The organism is Delftia sp. BGA-UO-ETr-SB1, assembly GCF_059567865.1.
Map to the genome: position 1 here is coordinate 1,512,241 of NZ_JCAQOW010000006.1, position 25,499 is coordinate 1,537,739.

The following is a 25,499-nucleotide window of genomic DNA, read 5'->3' on the forward strand; positions in this document are numbered from 1 at the left end:
TCTATATGGATCTGGACAATATGCGCACGACCCATGCCCCGGCTTCGGCAGCCGCCGTTCCCTGCAGCCATGCCGGGCTGCCCGAGCTGCAGGCCGCCGCACCGCTGCCGGTCACGGGCGTGGCCGCCGACTATCCGGCGGGGCTGGAGGTGGAGGAACACTCCCACGAATGCTGCCAGCTGCTCTACGCCGTGCAGGGGGTGCTGGAGGTGCGCGCAGGCAGCGGGCGCTGGGTGGTGCCGCCCACGCGCGGCGTCTGGCTGCGCTCGGGCGTGCCCCACGGCCTGCGCATGCGCGGCGCGGTACAGGTGCGCAGCCTGTTCGTCGATGCGCAGGCCGCTGCAGACCTGCCGGGTACGGACTGCGTGATCGAGGTCTCTCCCCTGCTGCGCGAGCTCATCAGCGAGGTGGCTCGCTGGCCTGCATCGGCATCGCCGGGGCGGCGTGAATCCATGGTGGTCGAGCTATTGCTGCAGGAGCTGCGCCAGCCGCCCGTGGTGCCGTTTCACCTGCCCTGGCCGCAGGATGCGCGCATGGCCGCTGTCTGCCATGCGCTGGCCGAAGGAGACGGGGCGGATGGCTTTGCAGCCACGGCCGCCACAGCTGCCACAGCCGGTGATTGGGCCGCACGGCTGGCCATGGGCGAGAAGACCTTCCACCGCCATTTTCTGCAGGCCACGGGAATGAGTTTTGGCCGCTGGCGTCAGCGCGCACGGCTGCTGTCATCCATGCAGGCGCTGCTGGCCGGAAGGCCCATCGTGCAGGTGGCGCTGGAGGCCGGCTATGAAAGCCACAGCGCCTATTCGCTGGCCTTCAGGCGCCAGTTCGGCATGCCGCCCTCGGCCTTCGGGGCCAGGGGCGACAGGCCGTAGGAGGGCCGGGCCGCGTCAGGCGGCCTTCCAGATGATGTAGTCGGCCTGGTACTGGACGACCTGCTTCTGGCCCAGCGTGGAGCTGTTGCAGGCCATGGCAGGGGCCACGCCGCCGCGCGTGGCCACGCGCTGGATATAGGTCACGCCCTGCATGGCGCCCATGCCGGTGGCGGGCTCGGCCTTGACCAGTTGCATGGGGATGTTGCCCGCGCTGGACGGCGCCACGGCGACCTGGGTGGCCGTGACCTTGGAGCCGTCCTGGTGCGCCCAGGTGGCGGGCGGGCCGAAGTAGCGGCCGATGACGCGGCCCTGGCGGTCCGTCAAACGCGCATCGGGGCCGACAAAGGCCCATTCCTGCTCCATCGCCTGGTCCTTCTTGGCGCGGCATTCATAGGTGATCTGGCCTATGCCCACCGTCTCCATGGCAACCTTGTGGCCTGCGGGCACCTGCACGGCGGCCGGCAGGTCGGACTGGGAATAGCTCTTGCCCATGTCCATGGAGGAGCAGGCGCCAAGGGTCAGTGCGGCCATGGTGGCCAGGCCGAGGGGGAGGATGTAGCTCATGAAGGTCTCCAGGTCGATGGGTTGAGGGGTGTCGCCTTGGACCGCTTTCCGGGGCGCGACACAGGGAATACGCAGCAAGGCAGCGGCTGGATTCACCTGAATGGAAAAAAAAATTTATCCGCATCCGGTTCGCAATGCGCTGCGTATTGCTCACGGAGAGCCGGTGCAAGCCGGGAGACCCCCGCCAGACCTTCTGCAAACCCCCGGCTGAGCACCAATATGCCGCTTGAATCCGATCGAAAGACAGAACAAGCCCCCGGGCGGCCACGCAACAGTGCGGGCCACGGGGCCGCCCGCTCGCCCACAATGCGTGCATGGGCACCACACCAACCGACCAAGAGCTGATGGACCTTCTGGACCGCATCGCAGCGCAGGACGAGCCCGCGCTCCGCAGCCTGTACGAGGCCACCTCGTCCCGGCTGTACGGGCTGGCGTTGCGCATCCTCCGGCACAAGGACTGGGCCGAAGACGTGCTGCAGGACAGCTACCTGCACATCTGGCGCAGCGCCTCGGGCTACCGGGGCACGCTCAGCCCGCCGCTGGCCTGGATGGGCCTGGTGGTGCGCAGCCGGGCCCTGGACTTTCTGCGCCGGCGCCGCGCCGAACGCCTGCACCTGAACGAAGAGTTCGACGAGGCGCAACTGGCGGCCCATGGCGGTGGGGACGATGAAAGCCAGGGCCCGCTGCAACTGGCCGAGGCCAGCGAACAGGCCGTGGCGCTGTACCAGTGCCTGGAGCGGCTGGAAGGCCGCCAGCGCGAGGTGGTCAGCCTGGCCTATCTGCGCGACCTCAGCCATGGCGAGCTGGCGGGCCAGCTGCAACTGCCGCTGGGCACGGTCAAGACCTGGATACGGCGTGGCCTGGAGCAGCTGCGCCGCTGCCTGTCACGCCATGCGTGAAGCAGTTGACATGCTCTGAGTGGCCAAAGGATTTGCCATGAATATTTCCCGACACCCCGAACTGCTGGACCGGCTGGCCGCCGCTTACGCCCTGGGCACGCTGCGGGGCGCGGCACGCCGCCGCTTCGAGCAACTGGCCCGTGACCAGGCCCCGGTGCGCGCTGCCGCCCTGCTGTGGCAGGGCCGCTGGTCGGCCCTGTCCGAAATGCAGGCGCCCGTACGCCCTGACGATGCGGTCTGGGTCCGTATCGACAACCTGCTGCAGGCCGAAAAGGCCCGCGCCGCCCAGGCGCACCGGCGGCGCGCCGACGATGCGCCTGGCATGGCCCGGCGCACGGAATCCGCCGTGGGCCGCGCCCTGGCCTGGTGGCGCGGCGCCGCCGTGCTGGGCGCCTGCGCCACCGTGGCGGCCGTGGCCGTGGGGCTGTGGTCGCACCAGGACCTGCGCCAAAGTGGCGAGCGCCAGCTGGCCGTGCTGAACAACCAGTTGCAGGCCACCCAGGCTGCGCTGCAGGCCGCGCCCCAGATCCAGTACGTGGCCGTGCTGGCCGACGACAAGGCCGATGCCTCCATGCTCGTGACCTTCGACCCCGGCAAGAACACCCTGGTGCTGCAGCGCGTGGGCGACTTCCATGAGGCCTCCGACAAATCACTGCAGCTGTGGGCCCTGCCGCCCCAGGGCGGCCCGCAATCGCTGGGCGTGCTGGGACGCGACAAGCTGGTCAAGCTGACCGCCGCGGCCGCCGAGGTCCAGGGCGTGCCTGCCCTGGCCATCAGCCTGGAGCCCAAGGGCGGCGTGCCCAGCCAGACCGGGCCCACGGGACCGGTGCTGTTCAAGGGCGCTTTGATCCGGCGCGACCTGTAGCGCGCCGCGCAGGCCCGCTCGCCATTGGCGACGGCCGTGCTGCTGCACAACGCAGCCTGCTTGCCCTGGCCAGAGCAGGGCGCGAGTGCAGCGCTGGCTGGCCGGCCTCTGTTTCGCTGCCGGGCGCGGCAGCCTTCTCCAAGCGCGTGCGCCTGGTGCCCGACCGGCGGCTATGCTGGCCGGCACTCAGTCGCCCGCGCCTTGCCGGCGGTGCCTTCCCTTTTTTGCCGACATGCTTTCTTCCCTCCAAGACCTGACCTGGCTGTGGGTGCCCGTGGTGCTGTTCGCCGCAGCCGCCCAGACCGTGCGCAACACGGCGCAGCGCTCGCTGACCGCCGAGCTCGGCACCCTGCCGGCCACCCTGGTGCGCTTTCTGTACGGCCTGCCGTTTGCAGGCATCTACCTGCTGGCGCTGTACCTGGGAGGCGATGGCGCCTGGACGCTGCCCCGGTTCTCATGGGCCTACCTGGGCTGGATCGCGCTGGGCGCCTTCTTCCAGGTCGCGGCCACGGCGGCGCTGCTGCTGGCCATGAAGGAGCGCAACTTCGCCGTAGCCGTCACCCTGTCCAAGACCGAGGTGCTGCAGGTGGCCCTGTTCGCCGGCATCTTCCTGCATGAGATGCCCACGGTCGTGGCCCTGTTGGCCATGGGGCTGGCCACCTTTGGCGTGCTCATCCTGTCGCTGCCGCCGCGCGGCCAGATGCTGTCGCTGTCGGCCTGGGCCAGCCGTTCGGCGCTCTACGGCCTGGCCTGCGGTGCCTGCTTTGCCATCGCCACCGTGGGCTATCGGGGCGGCGCCGTGGAACTGGCGCGCCTGGGCGAGATATCTCCCTGGCTGTCGGGCGCCTGGGGCGTGCTGATCGCCCAGCTCATGCAGACCCTGGGCCTGGGCGCCTGGATCGCTCGCACCCACGCGCAGGGCCTGCGCCCCATCTTCCGTGCCTGGCGCGTCTCGCTGCTGGCCGGCGGCATGGGCGCGGCCGCCTCGCTGGCCTGGTTCACCGCCTACGCCATGCAGGGCGCGGCACCCGTGCGCACGCTGGGCATGGTCGAGGTGGTGTTCAGCTACATCGTCTCGCGCCGCGTGCTCAGCGAAAGCCTGAGCCGCCAGGAAATGATCGGCATGGCTCTGATGGTGCTCGGACTGGTGCTGATCTGCCTGCAGGGATGAATGGTCCAGGGCCTGTGTGAACAGGCCTTGCAGGCTGTATGAATGCACAGTTGCCGCAATAATGGCGGCGTGCCTGAAACGACACCCACGACACCCACGACACCCGCAAGCCCTGCCGATGCTGCGCCCCCGCGCCGCATCGCCCACCTGGACATGGACGCCTTCTATGCCTCGGTGGAGCTGCTGCGCTATCCGCAGCTCAAGGGACTGCCCGTGGTCATCGGCGGCGGACGCCGCGCGCACGACGAGGCGCTGGATGCGCGCTACGCCGGCCGGCTGCACGAGATTCCGGTGGACGAGTTCTCGCGCCTCAAGGACTACGTGGGCCGGGGCGTGATCACCACGGCCACCTACCCGGCGCGCCAGTTCGGCGTGGGCTCGGCCATGGGCATGATGAAGGCCGCGCGCCTGTGCCCCCAGGCCATTCTGCTGCCCGTGGACTTTGCCGAGGTGCGGCGCTTCTCACGCATGTTCAAGGAAATCATCGTCTCCATCGCCCCGCTGATGGAGGACCGCGGCGTGGACGAGGTCTACATCGACTTCACCGACGTGCCCGGCGGCCAGCGCGAAGGCGGGCGCGTGCTGGCGCGGCTGATCCAGAAAACCATCACCGACGCCACGGGCCTGACCTGCTCCATCGGCGTGGCGCCCAACAAGCTGCTGGCCAAGATGGCCAGCGAATTCAACAAGCCCAACGGCATCTCCATCGTCCAGCCCGACGATCTGCAGGCCGTGATCTGGCCGCTGGCCTGCCGCAAGATCAACGGCATAGGCCCCAAGGCCGACGCCAAGCTGCAATCGCTGGGCATACAGACCATTGGCGAGCTGGCCAAGCAAAGCCTGCCCCAGCTCGTGCAATGGTTCGGCCGCGCCTACGGCAACTGGCTGCATGGCGTGTCCTGGGGGCGCGATGAGCGGCCCGTGGTCACGCACAGCGAGCCCGTCTCCATGAGCCGCGAAACCACCTTCGAGCGCGACCTGCACGCCGTGCGCGACCGGGCCGAACTGAGCGCCATCTTCACCGACCTGTGCGAACGCCTGGCCCAGGACCTGCAGCGCAAGGGCTACATGGGCCGCACCGTCGGCATCAAGCTGCGCTACGACGACTTCAAGACTGCCACGCGCGACCACACGCTGGAGCTGCCCATGGCCGATGCCGCCACCCTGCGCCGCGCCGCAGGCCAATGCCTCAAGCGCGTGCCCCTGGCCAAGCGGCTGCGCCTGCTGGGGGTGCGCGTGGGCAACCTCGTTCGCACGGCCGACTGGAACGCCACCGCCCACGACCCGCTGGCGCGCGAGCAACTGCTCAGGGGACCGGCCCAGCCCGCGCCGGACAGCGATCCCTTTACACCTCAACTGTTCTGAATCATCACCACAAATCTGGCGCACACGCTGTAAACCCATGCACCAGTTCCGAGCATGGGACTGCGGTTGCCGTGCTGTGAGATGATTTGGAAATGTGAATTTGTGTTTCCGTTTGATGGATTCCGGTGGCTTCTGAGCGTTTTGCCATGCCATTTCACAAGAACAAGAGACATCCCAAAGGAGTGGTACCCATGCGCGTGAATTTGCCCGTCAGCCAGCTCAACTACGACTTTCCGGGCGATGAGCTGCTGGTATCCGTCACCAACACCAAGGGCGAGATCACCCATTGCAACCCGGCCTTCGTGCGGGTCAGCGGCTATTCCTACGAGGAACTGATCGAGCAGCCGCACAACCTGATCCGCCACCCGGACATGCCGGCCGCCGCCTTCAAGGACATGTGGCGCACCATCGCCCACGGCTACCCGTGGACTGCCCTGGTCAAGAACCGGCGCAAGAACGGCGACCACTACTGGGTGCGCGCCAACGTCACGCCCATCATGGAAGGCGGCCGTCCGCGCGGCTACCTTTCGGTGCGCACCAAGCCCCGGCCGGACGAGATCGAAGCCGCCGAAGCCCTCTATGCCCGCATGCGCGCCGAAGCCGATGCCGGCCAGGAAACCCTGCGCCTGCGCGGCGGTGAACTGCGCCGCCTGGGCCTGGCAGGCCTGTGGGACCGCCGCAGCGACCTGGGCCTGACAGCCCGCATGGCGCTGATGCTGGGCGGCGTGGGCCTGGCGGCCATGCTGCCCGACCTGCTGGGCTGGCAGGGCGCCGCAGCCTGGGGCACGCGCCTGGCCGCCTTGCTGGCGGGTGGCAGCTTTGTGCTGTGGCGCTTCCAGCAGCGCTGCGTGGCGGGCCTGGAGCAGGCCAGCGGCTTTGCCGCCGACATTGCCAGCTGCCAACTGGGCACCAACATGCAGCACGACTACAGCGGCCCCATGGGCGCCCTGATGCAGCGGCTGCAGCAGATCCAGATCAACCTGCGCGCCGTGGTCGGCGACGTGCGCACCGAAATGCGCGGCTTTGCCACCACCGCCCACGAGATCGCCCAGGGCAGCTTCGACCTCGCGCAGCGCACAGAATCCCAGGCCACCAGCCTGCAGCAGACGGCGGCCTCGATGGAAGAGATATCGGGCACCGTGGCGCAGACCGCCGACACGGCCCAGCTCATGGCCCATGAAAGCGACCAGAGCCGCCAGGTCGCGGGCAAGAGCGGCGCCGCCATCCAGGAAGTGGGCTCTGCCATGGAGCACATCCGCGGCTCCTCGCGCCGCATGGGCGAGATCATCGGCGTCATCGAAAGCATTGCCTTCCAGACCAACCTGCTGGCCCTGAATGCCGCCGTCGAAGCAGCACGCGCAGGCGAGCAGGGCCGCGGCTTTGCCGTCGTTGCCGGCGAAGTGCGCGCCCTGGCCCAGCGCAGCGCCTCCGCCGCCAAGGAAATCAGCGGCCTCATCAACCGCACCGTGGACGGCATCAACGACGGCAACGCCCGCATGGACGCCGCTGGCCGCACCATCGACGGCATGGTCGACGCCGTGGGCCGCGTCAGCGACCTGGTCCACCAGATCAGCATCGCCACGCGCGAACAATCCGTAGGCATCGCCCAGGTCAACGACGCCGTGGCCCAGCTGGACTCCGTCACCCAGCAAAACGCCGCCCTGGTCGAACAATCGGCCGGCGCGGCGGGCTCGCTGCGCGCCAGCGCCCAGTCGCTGGAGCGGTCGCTGGAGGTGTTTACGTTGCGGTGAGGGGAAGGGCCGGCCGCCTCTTTTACTGCCGCGCCGAGCGCACGTTGGCCGGCAAGGCGCCAGGATGGCTGGTGCGGAATGGGTTGATGTCCAGGCCGCCACGGCGCGTGTAGCGTGCGTAGACCGAGAGCTTGAGGGGGCGGCAGCGGGTCCAGATGTCCATGAAGATGCGTTCCACGCATTGCTCATGGAATTCGTTGTGGTTGCGGAAGCTCACCAGGTATTGCAGCAGGCCTTCCTGGTCGATCTGCGCGCCGCTGTAGCGGATCTGCACGCTGCCCCAGTCGGGCTGGCCTGTGACCAGGCAGTTGCTCTTGAGCAGGTGGCTGACCAGGGTTTCGGTGACGGGGCCTTCTTCATGGTTGGCGCGCAGCAGCTCCGGCGCGGGCTGGTATTGCGTGCACTCCACATCAAGGCGGTCCAGCAGCAGGCCGTCGAGCTCCTGCACCATTTCCTGGTCGAAGCGGTCCAGGCCGATGATCTTCACGCCGATGCTGCCCTTTTGCTCGCTGCCGCGCCACAGCGCTTCGGCCAGGTCGGTGCGCAGGCGTGCCTGGACTTCGGCCGCGTCGGCCAGGCGGGTGTTGTTGAAGCTGTTGAGGTAGAGCTTGAAGGACTTGCTTTCGATGAGATTGGGGGTCTCGCAGGGAATCGTGAAATGCACAAGCGCCACCTGCGGCTTGCCGCGCAGGTTGAGCCAGGACAGCTCGAAGGCTGTCCACAGGTCGGCGCCGAAGAAGGGCATCTGGCTGCCTTGAATGCCGATTTCTTCGCGCTTGGGCGCGCGGGGCAAGGGAAACAGCAGCGAGGGGGCGTACTGGTCGATGTAGGCAGAGCTTTTGCCCAGCTGGGATTGTTCGGGAGTGTTCATGGAAAAAGGGCCGGCCGTGCCGGCGCTGGTCAGGCCTGGACGGTCCGCGCGGAGCGCGTGGACCCAGGCTTTGAAGCTAACTGAATTTCCATGCCCGCAGGCATGGGCGGCCATATAAGGTCAATAAGGGTCGGGGCGCCCGGGTTCGCTGGCTCTTCAATGGAATTCGCGCTCGCGCAGCCATTTGGTGGCGATCCATTTTTCGCCGGCCAGCACGGGCGCGCCGCCGTGCAGGGTACGCGTGGAGGGGTCGGGGCGCTCATAGCTGAAGAAGACGGCGTTGCCCCGGCGCGGCACCACTTGCAGCGGCACTTCGGGGAAGATGGTTGCGCCACCGCGCTCGGGCTCGTTCAGGTAGATGACCAGGGTGCCCACGCGCTGGCCGCCGCGTTTGAGGATGGTGGGCGTGCCGGGTTCGCCGGGCGCGAAGTAGTCGTGGTGGGGCTTGTATTCGGCGCCAGGGCCGTAGTGCAGCACCTGCAGGCCTTCGCCATGGTCCAGCGGCCAGCGCAACAGGCGGGCGATGCGTTCTTCCAGCTGGCTGACGATGCCGGTTTCCCCGCGCTGGAAGAACATGCCGTTGCTGGTTCGGTCGTCATTGATCTCTTCGCCGCCGCTTTGCGTGGCCACGGTGAGCGAACGCGCCATGCGCGGGCGTGCGGCGGCGATGATGGCGTCGCACTCCTCATGCGAGAGCAGGTTGCCGAAGACCACGATGCGCGGGTTGCGCATGCTGACCAGCACCTGGACCTGGCGGTCGCCGACATCGATGCTGCTGGGGTCCTGGGCAAGGTCCGGTTCGGGCAGGCTCGAGGCCGAGACCACGACGGCCGGTGGCGACACCTCGCCCTGTTCGGGCAGGTCCAGCGCCCGCCTCGCCAGTTCTTCGCTCCAGCCCACGTCGCGCATGGAGCGCAGCAGGGCCGCAGGCCCTATGCCGGATGCGCGCTGGTCGCGCACCCATTGCATGAGTTCAGGCGTGAGACCCACGGGCAGGTCCTGCGCGGTGGTCTGGGAATCTGGTGAGGATTTGAGGCTCATGGCGTGCAGTGCGGCCCTTGCCGCAGTGAATGGACTCCAAAGGCATCGAGGCCGGGGCCGGCCGGTGTGGCCGGCGAGGCTCAGTCAGCGGTCTTGCGACGGAACACCAGGCGCGCAGGCGTCGAGGAAGCTGGCGCCAGCGCGTAGCCCTCCAGATCGAAGGCTTCGAGTTCAGCCGCGCTGCGAGCGCGTCGTTGTATGGCAAATCGTGCCATCAGCCCGCGCGCACGTTTGGCATGGAAGCTGATGATCTTGTAGGCGCCGTTCTTGTAATCCTCGAATGCGCATTCCACCACCGGGGGCTTGAGGTGCTTCAAGTCTACCGATTTGAAGTATTCCTGCGAAGCCAGGTTGACGATGACGCGCTCGCCCGCCGGCTGCCGGGCCGCGCGCTGGTTCAGGTGCTCGGCAATGCGGCTGCCCCAGAACTGGTAGAGGTTGCTGCCATGCGCGGTTTCCAGCCGGGTGCCCATTTCCAGGCGGTAGGGCTGCATGCGGTCCAGCGGACGCAGCACGCCGTACAGGCCGCTGAGGATGGCCAGGTGCTGCTGTGCCCAGTCCAGGTCCTCGGCATCCAGGCTGCGTGCCTGCAGGCCCTCGTAGACATCGCCGTTGAAGGCCAGCAGCGCCTGCCGGGCGTTGGTGGCCGTGAAGCGCGGGCTGAAGGCCTCGTAGCGCGCCACGTTGAGCGCGGCCAGCTTGTCGCTGATGCCCATCAGTTCCGACAGTTGCTGGGGCGACTGGCGGCGCAGCACTTCGATCAGCTCCAGTGGCTGTTCGGAGAAGACGGGCAGCGTGTGCGGCAGTTTCGGGGGCAGTGGGGTGTCGTAGTCCAGCGATTTGGCGGGGGAGAGCAGCAACAGCATGGCGGGACGGAAGCTCCTGGAAAGAGGTGGACGGAAGGCGTGGGGAGACGTATGAGGTGAGGGCGGAGGCGGAAACAAACAGGGGCCGCGAGGGCCCCTGTGTTGTCACTGTCTGTGGTCAGACCTGGGCCGCGCCCTGTGGCTGCGGCTGCTGCTCGAACGGCAGTTGCAGCTCGCTGAGGTCCTTGCGTGTTTCCACGAGGATCAGCGGGCCGTCATCCAGAGCGACCACGGGTGGGCGCTCGCGCACGACGCGCTCGGGCTGCGGTTCGGCGGCGATGGCTGCCTGGGCTGCCGCCACCTTGTCGGCATCGGAGCCCACCCATTGCAGGCCCGAAGCGGCGGCCAGCGCCTGCAGCTCGGACATGGGCAACTGGTAGGCCTGGACCTTGGGCAGGCCGCGTTCGGCGGTTGCTTCAACGGCCTTGGCTGCTGCGGGCTCGACTGCCACTGCGGCAGGTGCGGCCACGGGTGCAGGTGCTGCCACGGGTGCCACCACGGGGGCGGGTGCGACCGGCGCGGGGGTCACCGCAGCCACAGGCGCGGGAGCGGCAACCTGCTGCTCGGGCACGGGGGCCGCGACGGGTTGCTGCACCGCTTGGGCTGCTGCAGCTGCTGCGGGCTGCGCAGGCACTTGCGCTTCGGCCATGGCTTCAGGAGCCTGGGCTTCGGCGGCAGGGCTGGCTGCGTTGAAGTAGCTGCGGCGGGCAGGCTGGTCCTGCTCGGGAGCGGCGGCTTCGAAGGATTGGACAGCTTCGCCCTCCGCTTCGCGCGGTGCGCGCTCTGCACGGTCACCGCGATCGCCACGCTCGCGGCGGTCACGGCCATAGCGGTCGCGCGAACGGCGCTGGCGCGGCTGCTCTTCGCCGGAGGCGGGGGCAGCGTTGTCCAGGGACGGGTCCTGTTGCTGGGCCTGGTTGTCCAGGTTCTCTTCGGTCTCGGGAGCGACTTCGAACTGGCGGGGCTGGCGCTCGCTGCGTTCGGCGCGTTCACCACGTTCACCGCGCTCGCCACGTTCGCGGCGGCCTTCACCGCGCTCCTGGCGCTCGCCACGCGGGGCGCGCTCGGGACGCTGCTCGATGGTGCTGCCATCTGCAGCGACAGCGGCCACGCCGTTCACGGCTTCCAGCGGCTGGCGGCTTTCACCGTCACGGCTGCGTTCACCACGGCCACGGCGTTCGCCGCGGTCGGCGCGCTCGCCACGATCCGGGCGCTCTCCACGCTCCGGGCGTTCACCGCGTTCAGTGCGCTCGCCACGCTCGGCATTGCGGCGGTTGCGGTCACCGTTGCCGGCCTGGCGTTCGGCATTGGGGGCGCCAGCGCGCTCGCCATTGCGCTCCGAGCGCTCGCCACGCTCACCATTGCGTTCGTTGCGGCGGCCACGGTTGTCGTTGCGGCCGTCACGGCGTGCTTCGCGAGCGGGGGCTTCGGCGGCCGGAGCGGGCGCTGCGACCGGCGCAGGTGCCGCGCTAAAGCCGAACAGGCTCTTGAGCCAGGCAAAGAAGCCTTGCTCGCGGACCACGACGGGAGCGACGGCCGGTGCGGGCGCTGCAGCGGTTGCCGCAGGCTTGGCATCGCGCTGCTGGCCGTTGGCCGGGCGGTTGCGGCTGCCTTCGGGACGGGGCTCGGCGATGGGGGCCGGCATGTCGGGCAGCACGCCCTTGATCATGGGCGTCTGCTTGTTGGTGGGCTCCTGCGAGCGGCGCGTCACCGTGGTTTCCGCGTCCAGCTCCTCGGCCAGCTTGTAGCTGGCTTCCATGCTTTCCAGGCGCACGTCGTCGTGCTTGAGGCGCTCGAGCTTGTAGTGCGGCGTGTCCATGGACTTGTTGGGAACCATGATCACGTTGACGCGCTGCTTGAGTTCGATCTTGGTGATCTCGCCGCGCTTTTCGTTGAGCAGGAAGCTGGCCACTTCCACGGGCACCTGGCAGTGCACGGCGGCCGTGTTGTCCTTCATGGACTCTTCCTGGATGATGCGCAGGATCTGCAGCGCCGAGCTTTCCGTGTCACGCACGTGGCCGGAGCCACCGCAGCGCGGGCAGTTGATGTGCGCGCCTTCGGACAGGGCGGGCTTGAGGCGCTGGCGGCTCATCTCCATGAGGCCGAACTTGCTAATGGTGCCGAACTGCACGCGGGCACGGTCCTGGCGCAGCGCGTCGCGCAGGCGGTTCTCGACCTCGCGGCGGTTCTTGCTCTCCTCCATGTCGATGAAGTCGATGACGATCAGGCCGCCCAGGTCACGCAGGCGCATCTGGCGCGCGACTTCGTCGGCGGCTTCCAGGTTGGTGCGGGTGGCGGTTTCCTCGATGTCGCCGCCCTTGATGGCGCGGGCCGAGTTCACGTCGATGGAGACCAGCGCTTCGGTGTGGTCGATGACGATGGCACCGCCCGAGGGCAGGGTCACGGTGCGTGCGTAGGCCGATTCGATCTGGTGCTCGATCTGGAAGCGGCTGAACAGCGGGGCGTCGTCACGGTAGCGTTTGACGCGGGCGGCATGCTCGGGCATGACGTGCTGCATGAACTGCTGCGCCTGCTCGTAGATGTCGTCGGTGTCGATGAGGATGTCGCCGATGTCGCCGTTGAAGTAGTCGCGGATGGCGCGGATCACCAGGCTCGATTCCTGGTAGATCAGGAAGGCGCCCTTGGCCGACTTGGCGGCGCCGTCGATGGCGTTCCACAGCTTGAGCAGGTAGTTCAGGTCCCACTGCAGCTCGGGCGCGGTGCGGCCGATGCCGGCGGTGCGCGCAATGATGGACATGCCCTTGGGGTACTCAAGCTGGTCCATCGCCTCCTTGAGTTCGGCACGGTCCTCGCCCTCGATGCGGCGCGAGACGCCACCGCCGCGCGGGTTGTTGGGCATCAGCACCACGTAGCGGCCGGCCAGCGAGATGAAGGTGGTCAGGGCCGCGCCCTTGTTGCCGCGCTCTTCCTTCTCGACCTGGACGATCAGTTCCTGGCCTTCGCGGATGACTTCGTTGATGCGGGCCTGGCTGGGGGAGACGCCTTCGGCGAAATACTGCTTGGAGATTTCCTTGAAGGGCAGGAAGCCGTGGCGGTCCTCGCCGTAATCGACGAAGCAGGCCTCGAGGCTGGGCTCCACGCGCGTGACCACGGCCTTGTAGATGTTGCCCTTGCGCTGCTCGCGCCCTTCGATTTCGATTTCGTAGTCGAGCAGCTTCTGGCCATCGACGATGGCAAGGCGACGTTCTTCCGACTGCGTGGCGTTGATGAGCATCCGTTTCATGATGCGTTTCCTTTATTCGTTTTCTCTGGGGCGCGCCGGAGTGCAGCCTCTGCTGCCAGACCGTCACGCCTTTGACTCGTAATCAAAGACAGGCTCGCGAGGGAGCCGAGATGCCGGACTGACGCGTCGAAACGAAAGGAATCGCCGGATGCCTTGATGCTTGAGACCTGGCTCAAGTCAGCAATGGGGGCAAGGGCAGGGGGACGAGAGCGATGAGAGAGGCACGCCGTCCAGCTTCAAGCGAAGCTGCTGCACGTGCGGGGCAGGCGGGAGGCTTGGGGGCGGCAATGATCCTGGGCGCAGGCGTTTTCCTGCTCCACAGCGTGACCATCCATGCCCAAAAGATCCACATGCTCGCTTTTGATCCGCTGGCAGCGGTGGACGCCAGGTCCGACCCCTTCTGCCAGCTTGAGATTCCGTATCAGTGTTTCAATTCGTCAGCCACAACCGATGCAACGACGAACTTCGCAGGCCATCTTTTCCTGCTGTTTCGCGTGCATGACACCGGATGGCATCGACCTGCCTGTGCGGGGAAATGGTTGTTTGGACTAAACTCCATGAGAATCAACCACTTATAAATAGTTCGGCACAGGTGAAACACATTATAGAGGGCAAACCGGCAGACGACCGTTCCCTGAACGCAGCCACTGCCGCAGTGCGGCTGATCGAAGTCGATGACGATTCGGCCGGACAGCGGTTGGACAACTTTCTCATACGCCATCTCAAGGGCGTTCCCAAGACCCATGTCTATCGCATCATCCGCAGTGGAGAAGTGCGCATCAACAAAGGGCGCGTCAGTGCGGAAACCCGCGTTTCTACCGGCGATATCGTCCGCATACCGCCCGTGCGCATTTCCGAAAAAGTCGCCGAAAAGGCCGAGCGGCCAGCGCCAGCGAGGGATTTCCCCAGTCTGCTGGAAGACGAGCACCTGATCGCCATCGACAAGCCCGCCGGTGTGGCCGTGCATGGCGGCTCGGGTGTGAGTTTTGGTGTCATCGAGCAACTGCGCCAGGCGCGGCCGCAAAGCCGTTTTCTGGAGCTGGTGCATCGGCTCGACCGAGAGACATCCGGCATCTTGCTGGTGGCCAAGAAGCGCTCGGCGCTGACGCATCTGCAGGACCAGTTCCGCGAGCGCGAGACCGGCAAGACCTACCTGGCCCTGGTCCAGGGCACCTGGCCGGCCAACCACAAGGTGATTGATCTGCCGCTGCACAAATACCTGCAGGCCGACGGCGAACGCCGCGTACGGGTGACCACGGCCGATGATCCTGACGGCATGCGTTCCGTCACGCTGGTGCGCGTTCGCAGCACGCTGGCGCCCCAGCCACTGCTGGGACTGCCGGCCATGAGCCTGCTGGAGGTGACCATCAAGACCGGGCGCACGCACCAGATCCGCGTGCACCTGTCCAGCCAGGGGCACCCGATTGCGGGCGATGACAAATATGGCGACTTCGACCTGAACCGACGCCTGCAGAAACAGGGGCTCAAACGCATGTTCCTGCACGCATGGCGGCTACAGTTCACCCACCCGGCCAGTGGCGAGCGGGTGGAGCTGCGCGCCGAGCTTCCCGAAGAACTGGCCCGTTTCGCCGGCTGACGCTGGCTCCGACTCCTTGTAGATATGACAAATCCTGGTTCTTCCGAGATGCACCGTGCGCGCCGCTTCGATCTCATTGCCTTCGACTGGGATGGGACGCTGTCGGATTCCACCGCGGTGATCGTCAAGTGCATTCAGGCGGCCGTGGCCGATGTGGGGGGCACGCCTCCCAGCGATGAGGCGGCGTCCTATGTGATCGGCATGGCGCTGATGCCCGCATTGGCGCGTGCAGCTCCCGATGTGCCGCCCGAAAAATACCCCGAGCTGGGCAACCGCTATCGCCACCATTTCATCAAGCACCAGGACGACATCAGCCTGTTCGCCGGCGTGCTGCCCATGCTGGCGGCGCTGCGCGAGCGAGGGCACCTGCTGGCCGTGGCCACGGGCAAGAGCCGCCGTGGTCTGAACGATGCGCTGCAGGACCCGCAGTTGCGCGGCATGTTCGACAGCTCGCGCACGGCGGACGAGACCGCCGGCAAGCCGAATCCGCTGATGCTGCAGGAGCTGATGGCCGAGTTTGGCGCGGACCCTTCGCGGGTGCTGATGATCGGCGACACCACGCACGACCTGGAACTGGCCCGCAATGCAGGCTGTGCCAGCGTGGGCGTGGGCTATGGCGCGCATCCCACCGACGGCTTTGGCGTGCTGAAGCCGTTGCATGTGGCGCAGAGTGTTGCGGATTTGCATCAGTGGCTCTTGGCCCATGGCTGAGTCGTCATGCCCGCGTCAGCGCGTGGATTCATGCTCGTGAGGTGTGCCGTTGACCGTTGAACGCATCGTTCTGTGCGCCAGCGATGCCCTGCAGGAAGGGGCGAATGCCGTGCCTTTCGACGTGGTCTACGCGGGTCATGCCTGCCGCGCATTCGCCATCCGCTTCGAGGGACGGGTGCATGCCTATCTGAATCGCTGCACCCATGTGGCCATGGAGATGGACTACCAGCCGGACCGCTTTTTCGATGACACCGGACGCTGGCTGCTGTGCGCCACCCATGGAGCGGCCTACGCGCCCGACAGCGGCGCCTGCGCTGGCGGGCCCTGCCGTGGCGGCCTTGTGAAAATCTCCCTGAGCGAAAGCGCGGGGGTGGTGCACTGGCATACTGCCGATAACCTGAAACCCGTCGAGTTCTGACATGACTTCCCCCATACCTCCGGAAAATCCTGGCTCCGCATCGCACCCATCCCCGGGGGCGGACCTGTGGGCCCGGGCCACGCCCGCCACGGCGGCTGCCGATGCGCGCACGGCGGCATCGAGCGGCTGGGAGCGGGAGGTGCTGGAAAAGCTGGTCTTCGCCACCATCAACGAGCAGCGTGCCTCGCGCCGCTGGCGCCTGTTTGGCCGCCTGCTGTGGACGGCGCTCATCCTCGTGGTGCTGTGGGTGCTGTTTGCCAAGGACACGGCGACCACGACCAGTTCCTCCCCGCACACGGCCGTGGTCGAGGTCAAGGGCGAGATCGCCGCAGGTGCCGACGCCAGCGCGGAATTCGTGGTGGCCGCCATGCGCAGTGCCTTCGAGGATTCGGGCTCGCGCGCCGTGGTGCTGCTGATCAACTCGCCGGGCGGCAGCCCTGTGCAGGCCGGCATCATCAATGACGAAATCGTGCGGCTCAAGGGCAAGTACGACAAGCCCCTGTATGCCGTGGTGGAAGAGACCTGCGCTTCGGCCGCCTACTACATTGCTGCCGCCGCCGATGAGATCTTTGTGGACAAGGCCAGCATCGTGGGCAGCATCGGCGTGCTCATGGATGGCTTTGGCTTCACCGGCGCCATGGAAAAGCTCGGCGTGGAGCGCCGCCTGCTGACGGCTGGCGAGAACAAGGGTTTCCTGGACCCGTTCAGCCCCATGTCCGAAGGGCAGCGCGAACATGCCCACAAGATGCTGGGCCAGATCCACTCGCAGTTCATCAACGTGGTCAAGGCTGGCCGTGGTGACCGCCTGCATGAGACGCCCGAGACTTTCAGCGGCCTGTTCTGGACCGGCCAGCAGGCGGTGGAGATGGGCCTGGCCGACAAGCTGGGCAGTCTTGACTATGTGGCCCGTGAAGTGGTCAAGGCGGAAGAGGTGGTGGATTACACGCGCCGCGACAACGTGGCCGAGCGCCTGGCCAAGCGTTTCGGCGCGGCTTTTGGCGGCGGTGCGGTGCAGGCACTGCGTTCCAGCCTCCCGGCTCTGCGCTGATTCTTGCGGGGTTCCCGCTCGATCTGCCAAGACGAAAAAGCCCGCCTTCCTGTCGAAGGCGGGCTTTTTCGCTGATGGGCGGCTTCAGCGGCCGATGGAGAACACCACCGGCGTGCGGTTGTCCGGCGCTTCCTTGTGCTGGCGCCATTCGCGCACCAGCCGGCTTTCGATGCGGGCGCTCTCCAGTGTCAGTCCGCAGGCCAACGCCAAACGGGTATGGGGTTGCAGCGTCTGCAGCAGGGCTTGCCAAAGCGCGGCGTTGCGGTAGGGCGTCTCGATGAACTGCTGGGTCTGGCCTTGGCGCAATGCCAGGGCTTCAAGCTCCTTGATGCGCTGCACCCGTCCGCCGGCATCCTGGGGCAGGTAGCCCACAAAGGCATAGTTCTGTCCGTTGAGCCCGCTGGCGGCCAGCGCCAGCAGCAGCGATACGGGTCCGATCAGCGGCACGACACGTATGCCCAAATCGTGCGCGGCGCGCACGATGGAGCTGCCGGGGTCGGCCACGGCGGGCATTCCGGCCTCGCTGACCAGTCCCATGTCGTGTCCGGCCAGCAAGGGAGCGAGCAGTGGCTTGGCGTCAAAGACGGCGGCACCCTTGTCGCCATGGTCCCCCTTCTTGTGGGCCTCGCGCGGCAGCTCGGTGATCTGCTGGGTCTGCAAGGGCTGGGCCAGTGCATGCAGCGCGTCGATGCGCTTGAGATAGGCGCGTGTGCTCTTGGCGTTTTCGCAGATCCAGTGGGTCAACCGTGCAGCGGTGCGCAGTGTCCCATCGGGCAGGACCTGCGTCAGCGGCGTTTGCTCATCGCAGCCGAAGTCCAGCGGCGCGGGCACCAGGTAGAGCGTTCCTGTCAGGGGCTTGGTGATGGCATCGCTCATGGCAGCACGGCTCCTGCGGCGCGCAGCAACTGGCATGTGCGGATCAGCGGCAGGCCGATCAGTGCCGTGGGGTCGTCGCTGACGATGGCGTCGAGCAGGGCAATGCCCAGGCCCTCGCTCTTGGCGCTGCCTGCGCAGTCATAAGGCTGCTCGGCGCGCAGGTAGCGCTCGATTTCCGCATCGTTGAGATCGCGAAAGCGCACCTGAACCGTCACCACGTCGGTCTCGGAAAAGCCGGCTTCCTGGCAGACCACGCTCACGGCAGTGTGGAAGTTCATCTGGCGCCCGCTCATCTGGCGCAACTGTTCGGTGGCGCGTTCATGGTTGCCGGGCTTGGACAGCGGCAGGCCATCGAGCTCGGGCACCTGGTCGGAGCCGATGACAACGGCGCCGGGGTGAAGCGCAGCCACGGCCTGGGCCTTGGCCAGGGCCAGGCGCAGGGAAAGGGCGTGCGGTGTCTCTCCGGCCAGAGGTGTTTCATCGACTTCCGGGGAGACGGTCTGGAATGGCAGCCGCAGCCGCTCCAGGAGTTCGCGGCGGTAGCGTGAGGTGGAGCCAAGGATCAGGGGACGCGCCAGGCCGGGAGCCTGGGCTAAGGCGGGGTGGGGAGCTTGCATGCCCGGATTCTCTTACACTGCCCGCATGAGCAAGGAATTTTCTGCGGCCCGCCTCGATGTTCGCGCTTTCGCGCAATCGCAGGGCCATCTTCAGGACCAGACAACACTGTCAGTCTTCCCGCGTCTGGCCCAGGATGCGCAGCCGGATGCCGGTGATGCGCACGGCCAGGTGCACTGGCAGGCGGACGGCGAGCTGGTCGAGCAGACCGGCGGCCCCGGTCAGGTGTGGCTGCATCTGCAGGCCGATGCCGTCGTGCCCATGGTGTGCCAGCGCTGCCTGGCCCTGGCGCCCATCACCCTGCAGGTTGATCGGTCTTTTCGCTTTGTTGCGGATGAAGCCACAGCCGAGTCCGAGGACGATGAAAGCGATGAGGACCTGCTGGTGCTCAGCCGCGAGTTCAATCTGCTCGAGCTCATAGAGGACGAGTTGCTCATGGAGCTGCCCGTGGTGCCGCGTCACGATGTCTGCCCCGAGTCTGTGAGCTTGCAGTCCAGCGACGCGGACTTCGAGCAGGCCATCGAGGACAAGCCCAACCCGTTCGCCGTCCTGCGCGGCCTGGATGTGGGCAAATCCGCAGACTGATCGAGATGCCCGGAAAAAAGGTCGAGGCCGGGAAAAGCGATTGCGCTATAATCAAGGGCTTCGCGCGAAACCCCCTCGTGTCTTTAATGGGCTGATCGCGTTTTTTACCAACCCTTTTCAGATACACAGGAGCCATCATGGCTGTTCAGCAGAACAAGAAGTCCCCCTCCAAGCGCGGTATGCACCGTTCGCACAATGCACTGAATGTGCCTGGCATCGCCGTGGAACCCACCACCGGTGAAACCCACCTGCGTCACCACATCAGCCCCAACGGCGTGTACCGCGGCCGTCAAGTGCTGAAGAACAAGTCCGAAGCCTGACCTTCGACCGTTCCCGCAGAGCCCGCGGCTACAGTTTTCGTAGCGCGGGCTTTTGTTTTTTCTGATGGCCGTTCCTATCTTTCCAGGCCTTGCAACAGGCTTGCCAGTCGCTCATGATCACTTTGGCCGTTGACTGCATGGGGGGTGATCACGGCCCCCGCGTCACGCTCGCGGCGTGCCGCCAGTTCCTCGATTCCCATTCCGACGCCCGGCTGCTGCTGGTCGGCCAGCCCGATGCGCTGGCTGGCTTTGCGCATGAGCGCGCCAGCGTGGTGCCGGCCTCGGAAGTCGTCGGCATGGATGACCCGATCGAGGTGGCGCTGCGCAGGAAGAAGGATTCCTCGATGCGCGTCGCCATCCAGCAGGTCAAGGATGGCCAGGCTGCTGCTGCCGTGTCGGCTGGGAATACGGGTGCGCTGATGGCCATCTCGCGCTACCTGCTCAAGACGCTGGATGGCATCGATCGCCCCGCCATCGCTCCCCAGTTGCCCAACGCCAAGGGTGGTGCCACCACGGTGCTGGACCTGGGTGCCAACGTGGATTGCTCGGCTGAGCATCTGCTGCAGTTCGCCGTCATGGGCTCGGCTCTGGTGTCTGCGCTGAACAACGAAGAGGCGCCTTCGGTGGGCCTGCTCAATATCGGCGAAGAGCAGATCAAGGGCAGTGAAGTCATCAAGCGTGCGGGCGAACTGTTGCGCGCGGCAGGCAAGGCCGGTCACCTGAACTTCTACGGAAACGTCGAAGGCAACGATATCTTCAAGGGCACGACCCAGGTCGTGGTCTGTGACGGCTTTGTGGGCAACGTGGCCCTCAAGTCTTCCGAGGGGGTGGCGTCCATGATCTCCAATGCCCTCAAGCAGGAGTTCAAGCGCAACATCTTCACCAAAATGGCTGCAATCGTTGCCTATCCGGTGTTAACTGCGCTGATGAATCGCGTGGACCATCGGCGTCACAACGGTGCGGCGCTGCTGGGCCTTCGTGGGCTGGTGTTCAAAAGCCATGGGTCAGCCGATGCCTTGGCTTTCGAGCACGCGCTGAACCGCGCGTATGATGCGGCCCGCAACAACCTGCTCGACCGTGTCCGTACCCGCATCTCCGCAGCCCTGCCTCTTTTGCTGGCTGCGCAGTCGGAATCGGGACCGTCGGCGCCCTAATACAGATGAGACGCTACGCACGCATCACCGGCACGGGCAGCTACCTGCCACCCCGCCGACTCACCAATCACGATCTGGCAGCCGAACTGGCCCAGCGTGGCATCGAGACCTCGAACGAGTGGATCGTCGAGCGCACCGGCATCCATGCCCGTCACTTTGCCGCGCCCGACGTGGCCAGCAGCGATCTGGCCCTGGAGGCGTCGAAGAAGGCGCTGGAGGCCGCTGGCTGCCAGCCACAGGACATCGACCTGATCATCGTCGCCACCTCGACGCCCGACATGGTCTTCCCGTCCACTGCCTGCATCCTGCAGAACAAGCTTGGCGCCAACGGCTGCGCGGCCTTTGACGTGCAGGCTGTGTGCAGCGGCTTTGTCTACGCTCTCACGGTGGCCGATGCCATGATCCAGTCCGGCGCCGCAAGCCGCGCGCTGGTGGTGGGTTCCGAAGTCTTCAGCCGCATTCTTGATTTCAACGACCGCACGACCTGCGTGCTGTTCGGCGATGGCGCCGGCGCGGTGGTGCTGGAGGCGTCCGAGCAGCCTGGGATCCTGGCGTCCGACCTGCATGCCGATGGCAAGCATGTCGGCATCCTCTGCGTGCCGGGCAATGTGTCCGGCGGACAGGTGCTCGGTGATCCGCTGCTGAAGATGGATGGACAGGCCGTGTTCAAGCTGGCGGTCGGCGTGCTGGAAAAGGCCGCCCGCGCGACGCTGGACAAGGCCGGGCTCATCGATGCCGACATCGACTGGCTGATCCCTCACCAGGCCAACATCCGCATCATGCAAAGCACGGCGCGCAAGCTCAAGCTGTCCATGGACAAGGTGGTGGTGACCGTGGACCAGCATGGCAATACCTCGGCCGCCTCAATCCCGCTGGCGCTGGACCACGGCGTGCGCAATGGCCAGGTCAAGCCTGGGCAGACCGTGCTGCTGGAAGGCGTGGGCGGTGGCTTCACCTGGGGTGCGGTGCTTCTCAAGATGTGATGCGGGATGCCTGCCTGTCGGCAGGCTCCCATGGCGCGGCTTTTATTTTTGAAAATATGAAGAAGTTTGCATTCGTCTTTCCCGGCCAGGGCTCGCAATCGGTGGGCATGCTCGACGGATGGGGTGACCATCCTGTCGTGGCGCAGACGCTGGCCGAAGCCTCCGAGGCGCTGGGTGAAAACATCGGCCAGTTGATCCAGCAAGGACCGAAGGAAGCCTTGGCGCTCACCACCAACACCCAGCCCGTTATGCTGGTGGCCGGTGTGGCCGCCTGGCGCGTGTGGCAGGCCGAAGGCGGTGCGCTGCCCGATGTCGTGGCAGGCCATTCGCTGGGCGAGTATTCCGCCCTGGTCGCCTCGGGCGTGCTGACACTGGCCCAGGCTGCCCCGCTGGTGCGCCTGCGTGCTGCAGCCATGCAGGAGGCCGTGCCCGTGGGCACGGGCGCCATGGCGGCCATCCTGGGTCTGGACGCCGACAAGGTGCGCGCAGGCTGCGCCGAGGTCACGGCTGCCCTGGGTGGCGCTGAAGTCGTCGAAGCCGTCAATTTCAACGATCCTTCGCAGACCGTGATCGCCGGCAGCAAGGCTGCTGTCGAAAAGGCCTGCGAAGCCCTCAAGGCCGCAGGCGCCAAGCGTGCCCTGCCGTTGCCCGTGTCGGCGCCGTTCCATTCCAGCCTGATGAAGCCTGCGGCCGAGAAGCTCAAGGCGGCGCTGGCTGCCACGGCGCTGGCTGCACCGCAGATTCCCGTGCTCAACAACATCGACGTGACGGTCGAGCAGGACGCCGACGCCATCCGCGATGCGCTGTATCGCCAGGCCTTTGGCCCGGTGCGCTGGGTGGAATGCGTTCAGGCCATGAAGGCGCGCGGCATCGTGCATCTCGTCGAGTGCGGTCCCGGCAAGGTGCTCATGGGCCTGACCAAGCGGATTGACGCGGACCTGACGGCCGCTGCCCTCTATGATCCGGCCACGCTGGCCGACGTGAAAGAATCCCTCGCATGACTGACAACCAGAACAAGCCCCAGGTTGCCCTGGTGACGGGTGCCTCGCGTGGCATTGGTGCTGCCATTGCCCAGGAGCTGGCAGCGCGCGGCTACCGCGTGATCGGCACGGCCACTACCGACGGTGGCGCGGAAAAGATCGGCCAGGCCCTGTCGGCCCATGAGGGCTGCCGCGGCGTGAACCTCAATGTCACGGATGGGGCGGCCGTCGATGCCTTGATCGACAGCATCGTCAAGAATGACGGCGGCCTGCATGTGCTGGTCAACAACGCCGGCATCACACGCGACACCCTGGCCATGCGCATGAAGGACGACGACTGGGATGCGGTGATCGACACCAATCTCAAGGCGGTTTTCCGAGTCAGCCGTACGGCCATTCGGCCCATGATGAAGCAGCGTTTTGGCCGCATCATCAACATCACCAGCGTCGTTGGCGCCTCCGGCAACCCCGGCCAGGCCAACTATGCAGCCGCCAAGGCCGGCGTTGCCGGCATGACGCGCGCGCTGGCCCGTGAACTGGGCAGCCGCGGCATCACGGTCAACTGCGTGGCGCCTGGCTTCATTGCCACCGACATGACGGCGGAGCTGCCCGAAGAGCAGAAGAACGCCCTCAAATCGCAGATCGCCATGGGCGATCTGGGTCAACCCAGCGACATCGCCCATGCCGTGGCCTACCTCGCATCTGCGGGTGCGGGATACGTCACCGGCCAGGAATTGCACGTCAACGGCGGCATGTACATGTAAGTGCAGCGGCGGCTTCGGGCAGACCCCTGCCAGAAGCCGGCGTTGCTTGCAACAGAAGAGGCCGTTTCCTCGCGACGGCCGGCTGAAGAGGGCCTGAGGCCCGAAGCAGCTAGAATCGCGGGTTCATTCACAACCCCCAGAGGGAAACCATGAGCGATATCGAAGCACGTGTCAAAAAAATCATTGCCGAACAACTCGGCGTTGAAGAGTCTCAAGTCACCAACGAAAAGGCCTTCGTGGCTGATCTGGGTGCTGACTCCCTGGACACGGTGGAGCTGGTGATGGCCCTGGAAGATGAATTCGGCATCGAGATCCCCGACGAAGACGCGGAAAAGATCACGACGGTGCAAAACGCCATCGACTACGCCAACACCCACCAGAAGGCCTGATAGGGCCCTGACCCGAGCGATCAGCAGAAGGTTTTACGCATGAGCCGTCGTCGCGTTGTCGTGACCGGCCTGGGTTGCATCTCCCCCGTGGGTAACACGGTGGGCGACGCCTGGGCCAATCTTTTGGCCGGCCAGTCCGGCATTGACCTCATCACCAAGTTCGATGCCTCGAACTTTGCCTGCAAGATTGCGGGTGAGGTCAAGGGATTCGATGTGGAGTCGTACATGAGCGCCAAGGATGCGCGCTCCATGGACACCTTCATCCATTACGGCATCGCTGCTGCGGCGCAAGCCGTGCAGGACTCAGGTCTGCCCACGGGCGAGGCCTTGTCGGATGATCTGGCCACGCGCATCGGCTGTGTGATTGGTTCGGGCATCGGCGGCTTGCCGCTGATCGAGAACACCCACGCGGAACTGGCTGCGCGCGGACCGCGCCGCATCACGCCGTTCTTCGTGCCTGCCTCCATCATCAACATGGTGGCTGGCCATGTGTCCATGCGCTTCGGCTTCAAGGGGCCGAATCTTGCTGTTGTGACTGCCTGCACGACCGGGCTGCACTGCATAGGCGAGGCGGGACGCATGATCGAATACGGCGATGCCGATGTGGTGGTGGCTGGTGGCACGGAAGCCACGGTCTCCCCCCTGGGCGTCGGCGGCTTTGCCGCCATGCGCGCCCTGTCCACGCGCAATGATGATCCCAAGGCCGCTTCGCGCCCCTGGGACAAGGACCGCGACGGCTTCGTGCTGGGCGAAGGCGCGGGCGTGCTGGTGCTGGAAGAGTACGAGCATGCCAAGGCCCGCGGTGCCAAGATCTACGCCGAACTGTGCGGCTACGGCATGAGTGCCGATGCCGGCCACATGACGGCACCCAACATGGACGGCCCGCGCCGCGCCATGCTGGCAGCTTTGCGAAATGCCGGCATCAATGCCGACCAGATCGACTATCTGAACGCGCACGGCACTTCCACGCCGCTGGGCGACCTCAACGAGACCAACGCCATCAAGGCGGCTCTGGGCGATCACGCCAAGAAAATCGTTGTCAGTTCGACCAAGTCCATGACAGGCCACCTGCTGGGCGGTGCTGGTGGTATCGAGAGCGTCTTCACCGTGCTGGCACTGCACGAGCAAAAGATTCCTCCGACCATCAACCTGGACAACCAGGACCCGGAGTGCGATCTCGACTACTGCGCCAACACGGCGCGGGACGCTACGATCGAGGTGGCGGTGAAGAACAACTTCGGCTTCGGAGGCACCAACGGAACGCTGGTGTTCAAGCGGATCTGAAGCCTGCGCAACGCACATGAAAAGTCCGCCCCGCAAGGGAGCGGGCTTTTTTATTTCGCGCATGTGCCAGGTGAAAGCAGGATAAATGTCGGTCATGCTGCGGTTTTGCGACACTGCAGGCATGCCGTCTCGCCATGCGCCGCCCGCAGTTCGCCATCCGTTGAAGCCATCGCGCACCGTGGCAGTGTGTCTTTGTGCGCTTTGGCTGCTGGCCGCCATGCTTTTGCTGGCATGGGCCTTGAATCTCCAGTCAGGGTGGTGGCCTG

General features: G+C 66.2%; 25 protein-coding genes. 18 read left to right on the forward strand and 7 right to left on the reverse strand.

Annotated elements, in window-relative coordinates; genetic code table 11:
* The first annotated feature begins 20 nt into the window (after positions 1–20).
* Positions 21–872, forward strand: coding sequence for an AraC family transcriptional regulator (locus AC57B5_RS25595; protein ID WP_496400581.1), 852 nt, complete (start codon positions 21–23; stop codon positions 870–872).
* 15 nt (positions 873–887) lie between these two features.
* Here the strand turns inward: AC57B5_RS25595 and AC57B5_RS25600 are convergent, their stop codons facing one another.
* Positions 888–1,436 carry a DUF3455 domain-containing protein gene (locus AC57B5_RS25600; protein ID WP_013800972.1) on the reverse strand — a complete coding sequence of 183 codons (549 nt, stop codon included), beginning with the start codon at positions 1,434–1,436 and terminating at the stop codon, positions 888–890.
* Positions 1,437–1,750: 314 nt separating this feature from the next.
* Between AC57B5_RS25600 and AC57B5_RS25605 the strand changes: the two genes are divergently transcribed.
* The 5 genes from AC57B5_RS25605 (at position 1,751) to AC57B5_RS25625 (ending at position 7,487) form a co-directional block, all read left to right on the forward strand.
* Entirely contained in the window at positions 1,751–2,335 is a 585-nt protein-coding gene (locus tag AC57B5_RS25605) for an RNA polymerase sigma factor (protein ID WP_012207088.1), read from the forward strand.
* A 37-nt stretch (positions 2,336–2,372) separates the two neighbouring features.
* Complete coding sequence (locus tag AC57B5_RS25610; protein WP_043821459.1) at positions 2,373–3,200, forward strand: anti-sigma factor; 828 nt, start codon at positions 2,373–2,375, stop codon at positions 3,198–3,200.
* Positions 3,201–3,432: 232 nt separating this feature from the next.
* Positions 3,433–4,371, forward strand: a complete 939-nt coding sequence (locus AC57B5_RS25615; protein WP_496400582.1) for an EamA family transporter — start codon at positions 3,433–3,435, stop codon at positions 4,369–4,371.
* A gap of 42 nt (positions 4,372–4,413) precedes the next feature.
* Positions 4,414–5,736: a DNA polymerase IV gene (dinB, locus tag AC57B5_RS25620; protein WP_099732968.1), complete on the forward strand. Its 1,323-nt coding sequence runs from the start codon at positions 4,414–4,416 to the stop codon at positions 5,734–5,736.
* A gap of 191 nt (positions 5,737–5,927) precedes the next feature.
* Positions 5,928–7,487 (forward strand): methyl-accepting chemotaxis protein, encoded by a 1,560-nt coding sequence (locus tag AC57B5_RS25625; RefSeq protein WP_013800977.1) that lies wholly within the window; start codon positions 5,928–5,930, stop codon positions 7,485–7,487.
* A 22-nt stretch (positions 7,488–7,509) separates the two neighbouring features.
* On the opposite strand, the gene queF is transcribed toward AC57B5_RS25625, so the two are convergent.
* The 4 genes from queF to AC57B5_RS25645 all read right to left on the reverse strand — a co-directional run bounded on the left by queF (position 7,510) and on the right by AC57B5_RS25645 (position 13,509).
* Positions 7,510–8,358 carry an NADPH-dependent 7-cyano-7-deazaguanine reductase QueF gene (gene queF, locus AC57B5_RS25630; RefSeq protein WP_071956640.1) on the reverse strand — a complete coding sequence of 283 codons (849 nt, stop codon included), beginning with the start codon at positions 8,356–8,358 and terminating at the stop codon, positions 7,510–7,512.
* Positions 8,359–8,514: 156 nt separating this feature from the next.
* Entirely contained in the window at positions 8,515–9,399 is an 885-nt protein-coding gene (locus tag AC57B5_RS25635; protein WP_043821464.1) for a 2OG-Fe(II) oxygenase, read from the reverse strand.
* A gap of 80 nt (positions 9,400–9,479) precedes the next feature.
* Positions 9,480–10,265, reverse strand: a complete 786-nt coding sequence (gene yaaA / locus AC57B5_RS25640; protein ID WP_012207081.1) for a peroxide stress protein YaaA — start codon at positions 10,263–10,265, stop codon at positions 9,480–9,482.
* A gap of 118 nt (positions 10,266–10,383) precedes the next feature.
* Entirely contained in the window at positions 10,384–13,509 is a 3,126-nt protein-coding gene (locus tag AC57B5_RS25645; RefSeq protein WP_496400583.1) for an Rne/Rng family ribonuclease, read from the reverse strand.
* A gap of 535 nt (positions 13,510–14,044) precedes the next feature.
* On the opposite strand from AC57B5_RS25645, the gene AC57B5_RS25650 reads away from it, so the two are divergent.
* Genes AC57B5_RS25650 through AC57B5_RS25665 form a run of 4 tightly spaced genes read left to right on the forward strand, consistent with a single transcriptional unit; the run spans position 14,045 to position 17,283 of the window.
* A complete protein-coding gene (locus tag AC57B5_RS25650; RefSeq protein ID WP_034396692.1) occupies positions 14,045–15,106 on the forward strand; it encodes an RluA family pseudouridine synthase in 1,062 nt (353 codons plus the stop codon).
* 24 nt (positions 15,107–15,130) lie between these two features.
* On the forward strand, positions 15,131–15,817 hold the full coding sequence (locus tag AC57B5_RS25655) for an HAD family hydrolase (protein ID WP_012207078.1): 687 nt from the start codon (positions 15,131–15,133) through the stop codon (positions 15,815–15,817).
* Positions 15,818–15,866: 49 nt separating this feature from the next.
* Entirely contained in the window at positions 15,867–16,235 is a 369-nt protein-coding gene (locus tag AC57B5_RS25660) for a Rieske (2Fe-2S) protein (protein WP_496400584.1), read from the forward strand.
* Position 16,236: 1 nt separating this feature from the next.
* Positions 16,237–17,283 (forward strand): S49 family peptidase, encoded by a 1,047-nt coding sequence (locus AC57B5_RS25665; RefSeq protein ID WP_012207076.1) that lies wholly within the window; start codon positions 16,237–16,239, stop codon positions 17,281–17,283.
* An 84-nt stretch (positions 17,284–17,367) separates the two neighbouring features.
* Here AC57B5_RS25665 and AC57B5_RS25670 read toward each other — a convergent pair whose 3' ends face one another.
* A complete protein-coding gene (locus AC57B5_RS25670; RefSeq protein ID WP_013800987.1) occupies positions 17,368–18,159 on the reverse strand; it encodes an SAM-dependent methyltransferase in 792 nt (263 codons plus the stop codon).
* Positions 18,156–18,776 carry a Maf family nucleotide pyrophosphatase gene (locus AC57B5_RS25675; RefSeq protein ID WP_496400585.1) on the reverse strand — a complete coding sequence of 207 codons (621 nt, stop codon included), beginning with the start codon at positions 18,774–18,776 and terminating at the stop codon, positions 18,156–18,158. Before AC57B5_RS25675 ends, AC57B5_RS25670 begins: the two co-directional genes overlap by 4 nt.
* 25 nt (positions 18,777–18,801) lie before the next feature.
* Between AC57B5_RS25675 and AC57B5_RS25680 the strand changes: the two genes are divergently transcribed.
* From AC57B5_RS25680 to fabF, 8 genes are all read left to right on the forward strand, one after another.
* Positions 18,802–19,359 carry a YceD family protein gene (locus tag AC57B5_RS25680; RefSeq protein ID WP_180318954.1) on the forward strand — a complete coding sequence of 186 codons (558 nt, stop codon included), beginning with the start codon at positions 18,802–18,804 and terminating at the stop codon, positions 19,357–19,359.
* 137 nt (positions 19,360–19,496) lie between these two features.
* Entirely contained in the window at positions 19,497–19,679 is a 183-nt protein-coding gene (gene rpmF / locus AC57B5_RS25685; RefSeq protein WP_012207072.1) for a 50S ribosomal protein L32, read from the forward strand.
* 113 nt (positions 19,680–19,792) lie between these two features.
* A complete protein-coding gene (gene plsX, locus AC57B5_RS25690) occupies positions 19,793–20,833 on the forward strand; it encodes a phosphate acyltransferase PlsX (protein ID WP_013800990.1) in 1,041 nt (346 codons plus the stop codon).
* A 5-nt stretch (positions 20,834–20,838) separates the two neighbouring features.
* Positions 20,839–21,816: a beta-ketoacyl-ACP synthase III gene (locus tag AC57B5_RS25695; protein WP_496400586.1), complete on the forward strand. Its 978-nt coding sequence runs from the start codon at positions 20,839–20,841 to the stop codon at positions 21,814–21,816.
* Between the two features lie 56 nt (positions 21,817–21,872).
* Positions 21,873–22,817, forward strand: coding sequence for an ACP S-malonyltransferase (gene fabD, locus AC57B5_RS25700; protein WP_099751100.1), 945 nt, complete (start codon positions 21,873–21,875; stop codon positions 22,815–22,817).
* Positions 22,814–23,560: a 3-oxoacyl-ACP reductase FabG gene (fabG, locus tag AC57B5_RS25705; protein ID WP_013800993.1), complete on the forward strand. Its 747-nt coding sequence runs from the start codon at positions 22,814–22,816 to the stop codon at positions 23,558–23,560. The genes fabD and fabG overlap by 4 nt, the downstream gene beginning before the upstream one ends.
* 149 nt (positions 23,561–23,709) lie before the next feature.
* Positions 23,710–23,949: an acyl carrier protein gene (acpP, locus tag AC57B5_RS25710; protein ID WP_003058049.1), complete on the forward strand. Its 240-nt coding sequence runs from the start codon at positions 23,710–23,712 to the stop codon at positions 23,947–23,949.
* Positions 23,950–23,988: 39 nt separating this feature from the next.
* On the forward strand, positions 23,989–25,233 hold the full coding sequence (gene fabF / locus AC57B5_RS25715; protein WP_013800994.1) for a beta-ketoacyl-ACP synthase II: 1,245 nt from the start codon (positions 23,989–23,991) through the stop codon (positions 25,231–25,233).
* The last annotated feature ends 266 nt before the right edge of the window (positions 25,234–25,499 follow it).